The sequence below is a fragment of the Aureibaculum flavum genome (assembly GCF_016406085.1).
Classification (GTDB): Bacteria; Bacteroidota; Bacteroidia; order Flavobacteriales; family Flavobacteriaceae; genus Aureibaculum; species Aureibaculum flavum.
This window is the reverse complement of sequence record NZ_JAEHFJ010000009.1, coordinates 132,158-148,327: the sequence shown is the minus strand read 5'-3', so window position 1 is coordinate 148,327 and position 16,170 is coordinate 132,158. Positions and strand designations below refer to the sequence as shown.

General features: G+C 28.3%; 15 protein-coding genes. All 15 read left to right on the top strand.

The features are described from left to right. Nucleotides 1–112: 112 nt before the first annotated feature. The 15 genes from JBL43_RS16470 to JBL43_RS16400 all read left to right on the top strand — a co-directional run bounded on the left by JBL43_RS16470 (nt 113) and on the right by JBL43_RS16400 (nt 16,027). Nucleotides 113–700 (top strand): hypothetical protein, encoded by a 588-nt coding sequence (locus JBL43_RS16470; protein WP_198842499.1) that lies wholly within the window; start codon nt 113–115, stop codon nt 698–700. Between the two features lie 49 nt (nt 701–749). Continuing rightward, a complete protein-coding gene (locus tag JBL43_RS16465; RefSeq protein ID WP_198842498.1) occupies nt 750–2,795 on the top strand; it encodes a DKNYY domain-containing protein in 2,046 nt (681 codons plus the stop codon). Nucleotides 2,796–2,798: 3 nt separating this feature from the next. Next, a complete protein-coding gene (locus JBL43_RS16460; RefSeq protein WP_198842497.1) occupies nt 2,799–4,046 on the top strand; it encodes a DKNYY domain-containing protein in 1,248 nt (415 codons plus the stop codon). A gap of 150 nt (nt 4,047–4,196) precedes the next feature. Further along, a complete protein-coding gene (locus JBL43_RS16455; RefSeq protein WP_198842496.1) occupies nt 4,197–5,837 on the top strand; it encodes a hypothetical protein in 1,641 nt (546 codons plus the stop codon). Between the two features lie 230 nt (nt 5,838–6,067). Next, nucleotides 6,068–6,568, top strand: a complete 501-nt coding sequence (locus JBL43_RS16450; RefSeq protein ID WP_198842495.1) for a hypothetical protein — start codon at nt 6,068–6,070, stop codon at nt 6,566–6,568. Nucleotides 6,569–6,598: 30 nt separating this feature from the next. Further along, nucleotides 6,599–7,306 carry a hypothetical protein gene (locus tag JBL43_RS16445; protein WP_198842494.1) on the top strand — a complete coding sequence of 236 codons (708 nt, stop codon included), beginning with the start codon at nt 6,599–6,601 and terminating at the stop codon, nt 7,304–7,306. Between the two features lie 10 nt (nt 7,307–7,316). Continuing rightward, nucleotides 7,317–7,991, top strand: coding sequence for a DUF5329 family protein (locus JBL43_RS16440; protein WP_198842493.1), 675 nt, complete (start codon nt 7,317–7,319; stop codon nt 7,989–7,991). Nucleotides 7,992–7,994: 3 nt separating this feature from the next. Next, nucleotides 7,995–8,735, top strand: a complete 741-nt coding sequence (locus tag JBL43_RS16435; RefSeq protein ID WP_198842492.1) for a hypothetical protein — start codon at nt 7,995–7,997, stop codon at nt 8,733–8,735. Nucleotides 8,736–8,909: 174 nt separating this feature from the next. Further along, nucleotides 8,910–9,725 carry a hypothetical protein gene (locus tag JBL43_RS16430; protein ID WP_198842491.1) on the top strand — a complete coding sequence of 272 codons (816 nt, stop codon included), beginning with the start codon at nt 8,910–8,912 and terminating at the stop codon, nt 9,723–9,725. Nucleotides 9,726–9,933: 208 nt separating this feature from the next. Next, complete coding sequence (locus JBL43_RS16425; RefSeq protein WP_198842490.1) at nt 9,934–10,632, top strand: hypothetical protein; 699 nt, start codon at nt 9,934–9,936, stop codon at nt 10,630–10,632. A gap of 27 nt (nt 10,633–10,659) precedes the next feature. Then, complete coding sequence (locus JBL43_RS16420) at nt 10,660–11,724, top strand: hypothetical protein (protein WP_198842489.1); 1,065 nt, start codon at nt 10,660–10,662, stop codon at nt 11,722–11,724. 38 nt (nt 11,725–11,762) lie between these two features. Further along, nucleotides 11,763–12,641 carry a hypothetical protein gene (locus JBL43_RS16415; protein ID WP_198842488.1) on the top strand — a complete coding sequence of 293 codons (879 nt, stop codon included), beginning with the start codon at nt 11,763–11,765 and terminating at the stop codon, nt 12,639–12,641. A gap of 21 nt (nt 12,642–12,662) precedes the next feature. After that, the gene (locus tag JBL43_RS16410) at nt 12,663–13,583 is read left to right on the top strand and encodes a hypothetical protein (RefSeq protein ID WP_198842487.1); all 921 of its coding nucleotides are present in this window, start codon (nt 12,663–12,665) and stop codon (nt 13,581–13,583) included. A 38-nt stretch (nt 13,584–13,621) separates the two neighbouring features. Then, complete coding sequence (locus tag JBL43_RS16405; RefSeq protein ID WP_198842486.1) at nt 13,622–14,350, top strand: YARHG domain-containing protein; 729 nt, start codon at nt 13,622–13,624, stop codon at nt 14,348–14,350. 6 nt (nt 14,351–14,356) lie between these two features. Beyond that, nucleotides 14,357–16,027 carry a hypothetical protein gene (locus tag JBL43_RS16400; RefSeq protein ID WP_198842485.1) on the top strand — a complete coding sequence of 557 codons (1,671 nt, stop codon included), beginning with the start codon at nt 14,357–14,359 and terminating at the stop codon, nt 16,025–16,027. Nucleotides 16,028–16,170 lie beyond the last annotated feature (143 nt).

The following is a 16,170-nucleotide window of genomic DNA, read 5'->3' as shown; positions in this document are numbered from 1 at the left end:
TTAAATTTGAAATCGAATCTTTAGATACTGATATTTTTATTAGAAATACATAAATACTACAGTTTCATTAAAACGAAGAATAAAAACATTATTTCTTAGTTAAAAATATCATATGAAAAAAACATACTATTTTATTTGTCTCATTTTTGCAATTAATGTAATTTTAAATTACTTCTCTGATTGGCAATTATATGGATATTTAACTGAGAAAATTATTGCTTGGGTATGGATTTTATGTACTACAATTTATATAATTACCTTTTGGAAAAATAAAAGTGCTAGAAATTATTTTTATGTAATAATTGCCCTACTCGTTTTAAGTATTATCCCTATGGCTATTCCATTTTTCGGTATGTACAATTATATTACTACAAATGGAGATTACCAGCAAATACAACTTAATAAAGACATTAGAATAGAGGTAACTAGACATAACGCATTATCAACGCCCAGGGTTTTTATTTTTGAGAGGCAATATGAAGTACTAGAACATAACATTTGTAGACCAGCGTATTCAACAATTTTTGAAGAAGTAACCGATTATAAGGAAGCTCCCAGAAAGCATAGTTTATATGACAAAATTAACACTATAAATGCTGTTTTAATTACTAAAAACAATGACAGTATTGGCATTGAATATGAAATATTAAATAAGAAAAAGATAATCTATCATAAGCTGAATATAGGCGATGGATATTAATAATATAGAGCCTATCGCAAATTAGCTGATAACTTAAACAATTATATTAATGAAAACAATACTGAAAATAATATTATTTACACTCTATTTCACCAATTTGTCTGCACAGACTTATGTTGTAGAAGATCAAACCGTTTATTATTATGACAAGGTGATCACTGGAGCTGATGCCAATAGTTTTGATGTTTTGTATGAAAATAAATATTTTTCAAAAGATAAAAATAATATTTATTACAAAGGAGCGAAAACTAATTATGATGCTAATACTTTTGAGATACATGGAAATGGAGATCGCTATAACGAGCAAATATCTGATAAGAACGATGTTTATGTAAAAAGTGATGTTGGCTATATAGGCATTGGCAGTATGTCTCCAAAAGACTTCAATTTAATAACAGAAAAAATTGGTATAGATAATGAAATCATTTATTGGGAATTTAATTCCATATTTGGTTCTAATGCTTCAACTTTTCAGATTGTAAATAGTACAATGTTTAAAGATAAAAATTATGTTTACAATGAAGGATATAAAACACCAATACGTCCTAAAAACATTACTCTCTTTAAAAGAAAAGATATAGATAGAATAGAATTTATAGGTGATCAAAACATGATCTGTGATAACAATAATCATTGTTATCAAATGGATGCGTCTAGTTTTGAATATATCAACTATAATTACACTAAAGATAAGTCTAATGTACTCTGTAGAACAAATTACTTAAAGGCTGATGTAGCAACATTTGAAGTGCCTATACCAAATGTGCAACATTATGCTAAAGATAAATTTCATCAATTTTATTTGGGTGAAACTTTTCCTATAAAAGTTGATGAAAGACATATAAAACCCGATAATTTAAGAGCATTTAAACTTAAGCTAGAAAAGCAGTTAGAAAAAGCTTTTGAAAATGAAGAAGTTCAATACAAATATGATAAGGATACCAAAGCCTCATTATCTACTTTATATACATTTCCTAATTCGAACAATACCATTATAGAAAAAGGTAAAAATGTTTACATGAATGGCTTAAGACAACCATTTATTGATGCAGAAAGTTTTGAGGTTTTTACAAATGATTATGCCAAAGACAAAAATCAAGTATATTTAATTTATGAGTATGATGATAAGGTTACTTTTAACCCGGTTAATGAAATAGATCCGGCTACCTTTTCAATTATTAAAAATGATTATGATGCCTATTGTAAAGATGCTAAAAATGTATACCACACCTATAAAAAAATTATAGATGCTGACCCTAACACGTTTAAGGTGCTAAGCGAATACCATACTGAAGACAAGAATGCAATTTTTTATGAAGGTGATAAGATACATAGTATTAAACCTTTAAAAGAAACACTTTTAAAAATTATTGAAGACAACTATTTATCTTTTGGAAATAAAATTATATATATAAATTATTCTGGTTTTGACATTCTTGTTGACAATCCAAACCTTAACCATTTTAAAGTTATAAATGACAGTTATGCCATTAATGGGAATCAACTCATCTACAAAGGAAAAACTATAGCAACCTTAGACCTCCAAGAAACAATTATAAAGGAAGATAATGATAAAATTGTTACTTCCATGAATAGGATATTTGAATATGGACAAAATATAAGTACTCCAAAAGAAAGAAAATTATATAAATATCTTGACTCTAAATATTCTACTGATGGCCATACCTTATACTACAAAGATTTATTTGAGATTAAAGGGGTTGATTTAGCTAATATTAATCATAGTGGTACTTATGTACGGTATTTTACATTTAAGAACAATAAAGCCTTGTATGACAATATTGTTTTTGATATAGACCTTGAGTCTTTTGAAGGTCTTAATAGTTTACATTATGCTCGCGATAAAAATTTTGTGTATTACGATGGGAAAAAGACCACACTCGACCCTAGTACCTTTTTTATTCATGGTAATAATTATACTTCAGATAAAAACGGGGTTTATTATAACGAAAAATTGATTCCGGAAGCTGATAGCAAATCTTTCTATGTATTTAATAGGTACGGTTTTGACGATACCTATTTTTATCATTACAATAAAAAAATATTGAGATCAAAAGTTAACTTTAAACTGTAAATCATGAATAAATACATATGCATTCTAACACTAACGTTTTCTTTTACAATTGCTGTAATTGGACAAGTTAAAGAACCTAAAGGTGGTCATTCTGGTTGCACATACCTTGAAGAGCCTAACTATATTGTAAATAAAGAAACGGTATATTTTGAAAACTGTTCTATCCATAGAAAAGTAGATGTTAACCCTAATGAATTGAAAATTATTGTGGATGGATTAGCCTTAGACAATTCTAATATGTTCTATAATGGATTGAAGCTAAATATTATACCTAGCAACCCAAAAGTTGTTCAAATCAATTCTTATAGAGACAAGAGTATATATTGGATAAATGATGACTATTTCTATCGAAATGACATTAAAATAGATAAAATAGACACCCTCACATTTACAAGTATAGGTGATGACTATTTTAAAGATAAAAACAGTGTTTATTATAGAAACAAGCTTATTAATGACGCAGATCCCACTACGTTTGTTTATAATTATCCCTTTGGTTATGATAAAAATTCGGTTTACGAAGGTGATAAAAAAGTAAAAACAATTCAAAACTTACAATCCGTAAATGGTCATTATTTTAAAGATAGTACAACCGTTTTTGAATACAATAATAAGAAACTGTTTAACTTAAAACCCAGATATGACATCACTGTTCAAAATACGAAATCCATTCCAAAAACCAAATATGGCATCGTTAATGACACGTTGTATTATCTAAATGAACCGACTATTTATACCCATATTGACACCAAAAACATTACCGTTTTTGCTGCAGACCTTATTGGTTTTGATGATAAAATTATTTTCAGAGGTAGTACTACCACAGCGTTAGACGCTAACTCCTTACAAGTGATAAAAAATAATGCTTATGACAGTGTGGTTAAAGATAAAAACGGTACTTATCAAGTAAACATTGAATATAGAACGAACAAAATTCTTCTTGAATCAGTTTCAATAAAAAAAGAAAAAACAGAACCCTATACTACTGTTTTTCCGGTACAAATGGTAACCGATGCACTCTATAAAAGTAATTATCCGCTCGCCACAAAAAAGCTATTAACTCAAGGAGGTATAACCGATTTTGATTCTATTGAATTGGTATCTATATTGAAAGGGTATCGCATGGGCTGCAGTCAAGACACCCAGTCTCCTAGTAATTATTATATTTTAAAAAATAACCAGGGCTATTGGGAGCTCATAAAAAGCAGAAAAGATATTTTGACTTTTGTGGGTAAAACTTATAAATTTTAAAACTGGAGTACACTAACCAAAAAAGTGAAAATTGAATTATGAAATTAAAAACAGTATCTCGAGTTACCATATTTACCACTCCTTGGTTGAGTGGCGTAACGTCGAGAGCCATTTTCGGAATCTTGGGTGAGAAAAAACACCTCTAAACCTATGAAATATACTTTTTTAATTTTTCTATCCGTTATTCTTTTCATGAGTAATAAGTATAATCCCTCGAAAAAAAATGAACTTAAAAACAGTACAATAGATTCCATTTTTACAATAGATTATAGAGATTTTAAAGTAATTCGTTACTTGGAAAATGAATATTTAAAGTCATACGATACTTTACTGTTTAAAAGTAAGATTGAAACGAATGACTTTTCGTTTAAAATTTACAATTATGATAAGGCTTTTTTTGAATGTTATAAAAAAGGTAATGATGTATTTATTAGCTATAATTTTTTAATGGAAAATTTATTTACAAAAAAGAAATTCTTATTTCACGTGTATAATAATTTAGGTGAAATTAATGATGTATCAAAAATAGAACATTTTAAAAATGATATTTCATTAAGTAACTGGGCCAATAAAATGTTATACATTAATACAAATACAAAAAAAGATCTTCATTTTACAATTACTAATGACACGCTTAAGCTCTTAAGCGATAAAAAGGAAGAAAGAACTCTTTTTTTTAAAACGGATACATTCATTCAGAAATATGATTATAATAAAATAGAAACTATTAGTTATTTTGAAGACATAGATAGTCTAAACGCAGGGTTTGACGAAAGGTTTATAAATATCGTTCCTGTGCAGAAACAGGATACAATACTGTTTAGAAAAATGACAATTAAAAATAATGAAATCTATTTAAAAAATAAAACGTATAAAATCACAAATGATGAATATCTAGAATATTATAAAACAGGAGATCGTATATTCTCAAAACATAAGTATTTTTTTAAAAATTTAACGAACAACAAAGAATTTAGTTTTTACACCTATGCTAAATTAGGAACTAGTACAGGCTATAATGCCCCAGAACAATTAGATGCTTATGTCGGTTTAAGTAAAAAAAATGATTACACAGGTCGTTTTACTTCTACTTTTGGAAGAAAACTAGATCCTTTTTTTATTTATTTCACAATAAAAAATAATAGTTTAATTATTGATAACTTATATTCAGATCAATATTATAGAAACGAAAGAATGTCTTTTAGTTTAGATACTTTAATAAATATTGAAGATAATGATTTAATTAATATCGAAAAATTGTGGGATATCCACAGTGCCAATAAAAATCGTTTTTACCTTAACGAATATAATACCAAACATAATTTAAAGCCAAAAGCGAATATTAATGTAACTCCTAAATTTGTACACTACCCATACAATAGAAAAGAACCTATACCGAAAGAACAACTCGTATTTAACTTGACTTTTGAAGATTATGGTCAATGTGATTTTCATCAATCTTTTGTCATCAATGAACAAATAGATTATCAGAGAGGTGTGAGATATAATCTTACTTTTAACAAAGAATTTAATGAAACCATTAAAATAGAATTAGATCAAACTATAATAGGAACAAGTCATCAAATATTCACTTTAAAAAAAATAGGCAAAAAAATTATACTGGAAAATGAATTTAAAAGTGAAGACGATAGTAGAGTCCTTCTCAATATCGTTTTTGTTTTTGAGAAAATTAATAAAGAATATAAACTTAATGAGGCTTATCAAAACTATAACAATCAAAAACACTTTTCTCAATTTGAATTTACTGATGGTGTTTATATAAATAATTAAAGCTTCAAGAAATTCAATAGTCCAAAATTCTCACCTAGATTCTTGACAAATTTTATTGAAGAAAATGACCACGATTATGTCATTGACTACAAAATATCACTTCATAAATTCAAATATCGATTAAAACCATCCAAATAGACATTAACATACGCTGTTTACCTCCTGCTATGTTACTTTTGATTTAAAATTAAGAATAAGTTTTCAGAATTAAGACTAGCAAAATTAAAATTATGACACATAAATATTTAAGATTCATAACAGTTACGTTGGTTTTTATTTTGTCAATACTATTTTCCAGTTACCATAAGAAAGCATCACAATCAAAAATTGCTGAGAATATTAGTTTAGAAAATATGGAACCCATTGAGAATATGTTCAAAGATGAATTAGAAAATGGGACTTGGATAACCAACAAAATTTTAGGTTTAGACCCAAATAGTAAACAGTACGTACTAACAAAATTTATTGAACAAAAATTTGCAGGAAACTTGACCTCCTTTTCTAATAAATTAAATTTCAGTAGTAGATACGTAGCACCTTGTGGAAATGATAATTTTACAACAATAATTGGAAAACATAATTTCATTGATCAAAACAAAATAAGTATATCTGTTGATTCTGTCATTTACAGCGGAGCGTGGAAAAGACCCAATGAATTCAGAGAATCAGAGAACATAATCTTTGTAATATCGAAAATTTCTGATTCCATAATTTTAACTAAGCAGATCTAAATAATACGATATTACACCTAATACATCAAAATGAAAAAAATAAATCTAATAGCAATTTTATTATTAATAGTTAGTTGTGGAAAACCTCTTGAAAATGTTTACGAAAGAAAAAACGAAAAAGAAGATTTGCAGAAAATTAAAAAAATTCTAGATGAAGATGGTTATTGGTTACTTAATGGACAAATAGAGTTTATGAAGTCAACCGATCGAGAGAAACTGAATGAACAAACCTATTCAGATATTTTACTTCATGCAAAAATAAGATGGAACGATACTTTAGCACAACGAGAAGTTGATAAAATTGAACGAGAGAAAAAGATTTTAGAACAAGAAAACGAAACTAAAAATCATCAATTAAACCTAATTTGTGACATAAAATGGGGAATCTATTATAGAAAACCAGAATATTTAGAAATTAATACTGAAATCTCAGAGTCAGATCAAAAATTGGCTAGAACTGCATTTGAATGGGATCCAAAAACCAATTGGATTATTTTCAATCGAGATGGAACCTGTAAAATTAAAGATAGTGAAACTGATAAAATTTTATCAAAAAACTGGTCATTAGATGAAAAGGGTATTGTATTTCCAACTGGATGGACCAAAGAGCGATTTTCCAATAAGGTCATATTCGAAATCCTAAATTTAGACAATGACGAATTTAATGTAACAGAATTAGATATAAGTCCAAATATTACACTAAGAAATGAAGTAAAAATGAAAAGAATAAATTTATAAAAATCTGTTTATGAAATATTTAAAAATTACAAGTACTCTTTTAATAGTCATTATATTAAACTCTTGCTCAAAAACTGATGGATTAGCAATTACTAATGATAATGAAATTAAAATAGCCCAAAGAGGTAGTAAAGTGATAAAAGGTTCTGAAGGCGATGTAGAATTGATATTAAACGATATTACTGGTGGGTCAACAGAAGTCTCAATTGTCGGAATAGAAAACAATCAAACCTATTATAAAAACTATTTAGGCGAAGGTGAATATGGAGTTTTCCAATATGGAAAATATTTTTATCGCGTTAAAATTAATTCTTTTGAGGAACATATATTTCATGACGATTATGCATTTATTACATTCCGTACTGTTTCTGAAGAAAAAGGAAAGGCAGAGGCCCAAATTATATCAAATGAAGAAGAAATACCAATAACTCCCAAGGAAATAAGAGCTTATTTAAATAAAATAAAAACTAGTGGATTTAAATTTATTAGAAGTGATGAAGTATGGTCTGATTCCATTATGTCAAATCATCTCGAAAATAAATATATCTTGAATAGTAAGGACATTAAAACAAGGTCTGATTTTATTAATAAAGTTGCAAAAAGCTCCTCTTTAACTGGTGAACAATACAATGTGATCACTCAAAATAGTGACACTATTGCTATGGTTAAATGGTTAGGCTTATAATTCATGAATATTGAAAATGCAACTGCCAGAAAAAACACAAGAAATCCAACTACAATTGAGCAATTTATTATTGAGCGATGTGTTAGAAATACACGTATTGAATTATTTGAACTGTTCATTTTAGTTTTAGCATGTGATTTAGTTTTATGGCATCTGACATTTTTGGGTTTTGCTTATGGCTTTATGACTGGATTAATTGGTTTAATATTCGCTTTGATAATAGGCATATTTCTATTCTCTGTTTGGCTAACAATTAAAGATTCCAATATCAGCTCTTATCAAATTATTTCAGATCAAGGTACATGGAATATCGTGTTCGAAGGAGTAAGTGTCAAAACAAGATATCCCGTTTCAAAAGTAAATGGTAATAGCATCACAATGGTTACCCCAGACATGGCAACCGTTCCTAAATATGATGAAACAAAAAATATTGAATATGAGTATGTCAAAATTTTTGAATCTCAACCAATTTTCGGATATAATAAAATGTTTGTCTCAATTGATGGAAAAGGATTTGCAGAAAAGCATAAGACCTACATAGAGAAAATAAGACCAATAGGCATACTATCAATAATTTTAAGTGTTGCCTTTTGTGTCATCTTAATCTTTTGTATTGTAACTGCTTTTGACTCACCTTCACTCTCATATCTATGCTTAGGTTTGTTCTTTATCTTTATAAGAACAATTATAATATTGGTTTATAATAACAATCTTCATAAAAAGCTAAATAAAGAAGTTTTTTGATATATGACTAAACTTAAAATTTAATATTTAGAGTACGATATGTTTTTTAAAGTGAGTTAAAGTATATTAAATCGACATTTAGAGTTTCAAATTAGCTCTTACTATAATACATGAGCCGTTTAACTATTTAATAAATGAAGTCACTTGAATTAAAAAAAGTCACAAGTAAATAGTATGAAAACAGTATCTAAATTTATAGTATTAATTAGCTCAATGATTATTGTAATATCATGCTCAAATGCTCAGAAAAAACAAAAAAATTACGTGAGTTCTAAAGTCGCTTTAAAAATTGACACCATTACCGAACATTTCTATTTAGCTGAGGAAATAAAATTTGATTCTATTGCTTCTGGTTTAAACTTTAAGGCAGGTAAATCCTACCATACTGACAAATCTAAAATAGAAAAACAGAGATTAGATTTAAGTATTAAATATAAAAATACTTTAGATACCATAGCTAAAAATGAATTACTGAGTGCCGCATCAGAAATTTTTAAAAACGAATTATTAAATACCATTATTCCACATTGGTATGAAACCGTTTGGGATTTTAACGGACATACATCTAAACCAAATCAAGGTACTATCGCTTGTGGATACTTTGTGTCTACAACATTAAGAGACATGGGACTTCACTTGAATAGGTATAAACTGGCACAACAAGGTCCAGAAAATGAAGCAAAATCTATTGCTATAAATTCAAATGCGTTACTCAATTTTAGTGAGGATACTATATCAGAACAAATAAAAAAGCTTGAAGATGGCGTTTATTTCATTGGTCTTGATAATCATGTGGGGTATCTTTACATTAATAATAGTAATTCATATTTTATTCATTCTAATTATATTGACGGTAAAGTAATGATTGAATACACATTACATTCTGACGCGTTTAACAGTCACAACTATTATATTTCTAAAATAACAGGCAATACACTTCTAATTGAAAAATGGTTGAAAAAAGAAGAAATTAAAATAGAAACCAACTAAATATGGATGAATATTTACCATTTATTTCTAAGAGTATTCACCACTTTGAAAAGTTTGATTATGACTACTAATTTATCTTTTGGTCTTTATTAAAACCAGTTAAAGTCTAATTATATTTTCAGTTTGAATCACTTCAAAAAACCCAAATTTTTCTTACAACAATCCAAATATTGATTCAAATAACCCTAATTAACATTGGTATGTTAAAATGAATTCATTCTATGATACTTTTGGGGTAGTTGTTCAAATTAATAAAATGAAAGAAAACATTAAACTAGTTGCAAAAATAACAGGTAAAACTGCTCTTAAATGGTTGTTTATTTTTGCCTTAGGTAATATAGTAACACTGATCACTTTTCTAATAGCTCTTTTTAGAAATATTGAAGTTGCCGGAGGCGGTCATGGTAATATTATTGCTCTATTTGTAGGGTTACTTTCTACAAACTTCTTTGCATTTCTCTTAATTTTCGGAGCCCCTATTTTTATCATTCTATATTTTATAATTGCAAATAAAATTTCAATCCAACATGCAATTTATCTTTTATGGGAAGGTAGATTAGGTAGTTACATCTCATCTAAAGTGGGTAAGTTAACGACGACATTAACCAATAAAGAAGGATGGAAAAAAGAGCTTTCTGATAAAGCCGTATTAAAAGCTCAATTATTTCAATCAGCTAAAGACGATGCCGACACCTCAAAATTGCAACGTAAAGTTATAAACTTTGGACTAAAAAAAATTAAACTTGATGATGTAAATTTTCAAGATAAAAACTTAGATCTATCTCTTGTTATTACAGAAAAGTTCAACAATTTTATATCTGAAACGGTTAAACCATCGTTAAAGTTATTCTGGGGCTTAGTTCTCATTCAAATTGTGCTATTAATTAGCTCTATTCTTTTAAACTAAACTGGATTAGAAACAAGACCAAAACAAATGTCAAAAAAGTTAAAAATAATTGTAGTTATACTCGTATTGGTGTTTATCGCTGCCATTATTTTTTTGAGACAAACTTCTGGAATTTATTATAAATCATATAGCCCAGACGGACAGTATAGTTGTTATGCCGCTGTTAGCAATTCTTTTAGCTACGATGGCCCTTTTTCTAAATTTGGTGACCAATCAGGAAAAGTTTTTGTCTATGACGAAATTGAGAAAAAAATAGTAGGGTCTGCTCCTGTTGAAATGATATCGAGTGTTGAATATTCTGAATGGGATGAAACCTCTTTAAGTTCGAGAGGTGGTTATTCTATAGAGCTACCTCGGAAAATTAATTCAAATCTAATTACAAAATATCAGAAATCGACACCGGTACTAAATCAATGGAGCCTTACTATTCAGGGTGAATCCTACAACGTTCATAGAAATAAAAGTAACAGACTTACCATTAAAGATAAAAACGAAAAAACACTACTTAAAGATATTAAATACATAGCCCAAATAAATAATGACAGTTTGCAAGTGCTTAACGAAAAAACAGAAATAATTTATTTAAACAAGCATTTAAAACCCTTTACGGAAGCCATTATAACAACACCTCCCTTCTATGGCGTTTGCGGTAATGTATCTACTTACAGTCTGAAAATAGTTGAAAGCAACAACTATTATATTCTAAAAAAAGCGGAAAGCTTTACGAACACAAATTTTGATAACTACAAAACTATAGATTCCATAAATAAAATCGATGTCAAAAATATCTATTTTCTAAATAAAAAACGACAATTAGAACATGATGGTAACTTCCCCGCTTTAGAATATGTAATCATAGATTTTGGAGATTCTTTCGGAATATTTGAAGAGCAATATGGCATCCAGTATTTTGACCATGTAGATAGCTCTACAAGTCCAATAAAAGTAAAGAGAAATGGACTATATGGGTATTACAATAGTACAAGAATAAAATATTTAGAATTGCATCCGTATGTTTTTAATTTAGCTGAAATTAAAAATTCAAATGATAAAAAAGGCTATATAGATCGCTTAGGAAAGGAGTATTATTAAATCACTTCAAACTAAACGACTATTAAAAAAAATTATAAATGGCTAAAGAAAAATCAAATACATTATTAAAAATTGCAATATACGGTGGTACCCTATTATTTTTTCTCTTACAGTGGTTTGGACCAGGCTTAATAAAACAGTACAAACAAAACAAAGAAAATGAATTAATCACATTTGGGGGTAGTAAATCAGAAGCGGAGCGGACTAGTTTAAACCATAATAAAAGTATAAAATCGCTTAGTAATTTAACCGATAGTGTTATAAAAAATAATTCAAATATTTACGTGTACACCAATGACGAAACTATGCAGCTTTGCAAAGTATACCCTAACCTTAATTATGATGTTTTTGACCCTGTAACTTTAGGGTATTCTCTTATCTCTAGAAATAAAAGTATTATAAAAGAGATTACTGCTTTTGCAAAAAATCAAGATAGTCTAGGGTACGATATTCAATTTCAAGATGAGCAACACCAGTTCAAGATTAAACAGTTAACAAATAATGAAGACATACCTAAATATATACTATTAACATTTTATTACTTTTCAGATAAAGTAAAGAGAATGATGACTACACATATTGAGAAGAAACCAAAACGTCAATTTGTTTACCCTTATGAATCTAAAGAAATACAATTAAAAAAATTAGATGAACTACAATCATCAAAAATTATTTTAACCGAAACAGAACTAGAAAATCAAAAGATAGAATCAAATTTTAGAGCTTTAATGGGACCCCGAAAAGGTTCAATTAGTGCAGATCATAAATTTTACTTTGCAGCGTATAATAAACATATTAGTGAAGAAAAGTTTAACATTAAAATAAAACAGTTTGTTACCCTATTTATGAAAAAACAAAATGCTACACTAGGCACATTAAAAAAGATTGAGTTACAAAATGGCTTCTCTGTCAATTAAGTTTCAAAAGGAATAAAGAATATGAAAACCAAATTACTACTAACTATTGCAACATTGTGTTTGCTCCTATCTTGTAAAGAACAAGCAAGTAAACAAACTATAGAAAAACCAGCCATAGCAGTAGCTATTAACGATAGTCTTGTTTTTAAAGAAACCCCAAATAAGCATATAGAATTGGTTACTAAAATTGCTAAAGTAAATGAAGTTCAGTTTGAACGTGTTGGTGCAGCCGGAATGCCAAGTGCTAACTATCATCTTTACACTCAATTAAAAGCGGATGCAACGATTCAAGAATTATTGCAATTAACAGATAATAAAAATGCCACTGTAGCCTGTTATGCAAGTTGGGCATTAGCAGATCAAAAATACACCGACTTAAAATCGATTTTCTTGAAGTTTATTACACATGACCGAACTGTTACAACTTTTAAAGGCTGTATTATCTCAGAAGACAGTATTTCAAGTGAACTTTATCATAGATACAGGTACAATTTAAACGATACTAATGTAGCAACTGACAAAATTCTAACTCAATTAGATAGTATTGTTTTATATAAACCAAATTCATATTGGTTGCTAATAAGCAGAGCATTAGACAATAGAATTTATAAAGCACCTATTAAAACACAAATTACCAAGCTCGCTTTTGAACATGGTAATAAGGACGCTATTTTCTATCTTTCTAAATGGCATAAAGCGGCATATAAAGATCAATTAAAAACAGCCCTTATAAAGTATTTAAAAGAAACTGATTTTTCCGCAACGGGTACTACAGATTATTATAAAACAGTAGCTGAACTCTTTAAATTTAAAGATACAGAAACTGAAAACATAATAATTACCAAATTGAAAAATGACAGACATTGGATATCTCAAAAACAACGCTTTAAGTTTCTCCTTGAAGATAATTACATCTATAATATTGAGGATGAGCTCCAATAATTGCACAAAGTTGACAAACACTAAAACATACCCTACACATGAAAAAAATAATATTACTACTACTGCTTTCCTCCTACTACGGAAATACCTTTGGTCAAATATGGACCGCAGAAGCGAATGTAGATAAAAGTAATTTAAGTCCATGGATAGTTGACCAAATAGATGAATATGAAGGAGCATATTTCTATGGGGAATCTGAAGCCGAATCAGAACTAACTATTTCAATTGCCGGAGACTTAATAATTGCTCAATTAGAAAATGGAGAATGGAACATAGAAAATGAAGAAGTAATAGGCTGGATCTCGAACTACATCAACTATACAAATGTTAAAATAGAGGGTAACAAATTTTATTCGGATGAAACTAATGGTGAGTTTGTAATTTACTTACATGATAATAAAAGTATTAAATGCTTGAAAATGAACAATCCACCCGTACAAATGAGTAATGATGGTGAATTTGAACTAGGGCCTTTTAGTAATGACGTTTTAAATAAGCGTAATGATGGTGAATTCTTTCAAACCAAATTTGAAATTATTGACTATGATCACTTGAATTCATTATCCTTAGGGGAATTAATAATCATGAGAAATGAAATTTATGCTCGTTATGGTTACATTTTCAGTAAAAACGGTGCAATGGCTCTATATTTTGAAAATCAAGAATGGTATAATGGTGTTTATAAAAACATTGATTCCTTTTTAACAGCAATAGAAAAAAGGAACCTAATAAACATTCAAAAAATAGAAAAAGAAAAGCAAAAATAAATTCTAATGAAAAACAAAGCATCACTCTTACTCAGTATTTTATTATTATCTGCAAGTTTTGGCTCATGTCAAAATTCGAATAAAACGACTAGCAGTACGTTAAAAGTAACACCAGAAATGGTTGCAGAACAAGAGGCAAAATGTCTTGACACCTATTTAATTACAGAATTTATAGAGCATAATCATGATTTAGATACATTATCTGTAAAAGAAATTAAAACACTACTAACTGAAAATTTCAACAATTTTAAAAAGAACAAAAAGGATTTTATTTCTAGAAATGAAAATGCCCATTATCAAGAAAATAACTTTTTTGATTCTTTGACCAAACCGTTTTCTATTGAAGATGAAAAAATTATAGATAGAGAGAACATTCTAAAAAAGCTTGTAAATAATAACCATTTAAACTACCAAGATAGCGTACAAAAAGGAATCTATTTTAAACAGAAATTTAAAAAAAACAAAAACTTCATAGAACCTATTGTAAGAAATAATGGGAGTACCATTTTTAAATTTTCATCAGAAGAAACCATCTATCCCTTCTATAATTTAAACTTGGATTCAGAAGAAGATGTTCAAATAACTCAAATTTATTATCATGATAGTGAGGAAAATAATCTACCAACAGATGAAATCTATTTTCCATTAAACCCTATAAAAATTCCTCAAATGAAACATGTGGATAGTGTAGCCATGTCATTTAAAGTAAAGTACCTTTCAAAAGTAGATACACTCCACTTTACAAAAGCAGATATAGGAGTTCAAAAGGGAGCGGTAAAACTGCTTAAAATGCAAGACAATTATGTTGAGTATGAATTACCTTATAATTACTATCCTTATCACAAAGGTACATTAATAGAAAAAGTTTTTTATAATAATAAAGAACAAGCACTTGATTCAAAATACTCCCTAAGTAACACAAACCATGAAACGGTTCAGGATTACTATCAAGGTAATTTAGACCACTTAGAAGATATTGTCAATGCTATAAAAGATCTCAAAACTAGGGAAGAAATTTATCTAACCTTACGCTATTTAGCCTTAAAAAATGCAAATGTTTATTTAAGGAGTAGAGCTATAAATAGACATCTCCTTAAGGGTAACGTTTCTTCATTCACCTTGTATTTAGAAAACACCAGAGATACAATATCATTTTCTACGGTTTTAAAAAATAGTGATTCGGTAAAGGAAGTCTATGTCAATACGTTCGAAGAAAAAACAGAGTTTATAGATAAGGATGGTCAATTCATTTCTAGTATTCCGCACGAAATTACTTTTTTGAAATCAAGCCGTGGTAATATCCAATCTACTTCTTACTTTCAAATATTAAATGAACGTTACAACTATGATTATTACTTTTTAAACAGAGAAAACGCTAAGTATACATCACTACCCTACTCAAACATGGAGTATTTATGTCCGTCGATATTGATGGTTAGCTCAAAAGATGATAAAGGTATTTCATTAGGTATTCAATTGATAAGTACGTTAGAGCCTAAAGTATTGACTGATGTTGTTTTTAATAATTTTAGAAACTTAAATTATTCAAAAGAGGGTATTGTAATGTATAAAGACGGTAGCTATTACAATCTGTACGATCAAAACAATCAAATAATTACACCTGATACGTCTACACCTATAACTAAAGTTAGTATCAAAAAAGTCGATTACAATTAAAATAAAGTAGCATAAAATCATCAAAAGAATTCTTACTTAGAAATACTAAAAAATGACAATAGACCCAGCTTATTCGATATCTTTTATACTATTGACCTTAATAATGACCCATTTTTTCATTAAAAGATTTTCTACTAAAAAAG

What these genes read in the sequence shown, in the direction of transcription:
- JBL43_RS16435 (WP_198842492.1), top strand. Translation starts at nt 7,995, where the DNA reads ATGAATATTGAAAATGCAACTGCCAGAAAAAACACAAGAAATCCAACT.
- JBL43_RS16440 (WP_198842493.1), top strand. Translation starts at nt 7,317, where the DNA reads ATGAAATATTTAAAAATTACAAGTACTCTTTTAATAGTCATTATATTA.
- JBL43_RS16420 (WP_198842489.1), top strand. Translation starts at nt 10,660, where the DNA reads ATGTCAAAAAAGTTAAAAATAATTGTAGTTATACTCGTATTGGTGTTT.
- JBL43_RS16425 (WP_198842490.1), top strand. Translation starts at nt 9,934, where the DNA reads ATGAATTCATTCTATGATACTTTTGGGGTAGTTGTTCAAATTAATAAA.
- JBL43_RS16415 (WP_198842488.1), top strand. Translation starts at nt 11,763, where the DNA reads ATGGCTAAAGAAAAATCAAATACATTATTAAAAATTGCAATATACGGT.
- JBL43_RS16400 (WP_198842485.1), top strand. Translation starts at nt 14,357, where the DNA reads ATGAAAAACAAAGCATCACTCTTACTCAGTATTTTATTATTATCTGCA.
- JBL43_RS16405 (WP_198842486.1), top strand. Translation starts at nt 13,622, where the DNA reads ATGAAAAAAATAATATTACTACTACTGCTTTCCTCCTACTACGGAAAT.
- JBL43_RS16445 (WP_198842494.1), top strand. Translation starts at nt 6,599, where the DNA reads ATGAAAAAAATAAATCTAATAGCAATTTTATTATTAATAGTTAGTTGT.
- JBL43_RS16470 (WP_198842499.1), top strand. Translation starts at nt 113, where the DNA reads ATGAAAAAAACATACTATTTTATTTGTCTCATTTTTGCAATTAATGTA.
- JBL43_RS16430 (WP_198842491.1), top strand. Translation starts at nt 8,910, where the DNA reads ATGAAAACAGTATCTAAATTTATAGTATTAATTAGCTCAATGATTATT.
- JBL43_RS16455 (WP_198842496.1), top strand. Translation starts at nt 4,197, where the DNA reads ATGAAATATACTTTTTTAATTTTTCTATCCGTTATTCTTTTCATGAGT.
- JBL43_RS16410 (WP_198842487.1), top strand. Translation starts at nt 12,663, where the DNA reads ATGAAAACCAAATTACTACTAACTATTGCAACATTGTGTTTGCTCCTA.
- JBL43_RS16450 (WP_198842495.1), top strand. Translation starts at nt 6,068, where the DNA reads ATGACACATAAATATTTAAGATTCATAACAGTTACGTTGGTTTTTATT.
- JBL43_RS16460 (WP_198842497.1), top strand. Translation starts at nt 2,799, where the DNA reads ATGAATAAATACATATGCATTCTAACACTAACGTTTTCTTTTACAATT.
- JBL43_RS16465 (WP_198842498.1), top strand. Translation starts at nt 750, where the DNA reads ATGAAAACAATACTGAAAATAATATTATTTACACTCTATTTCACCAAT.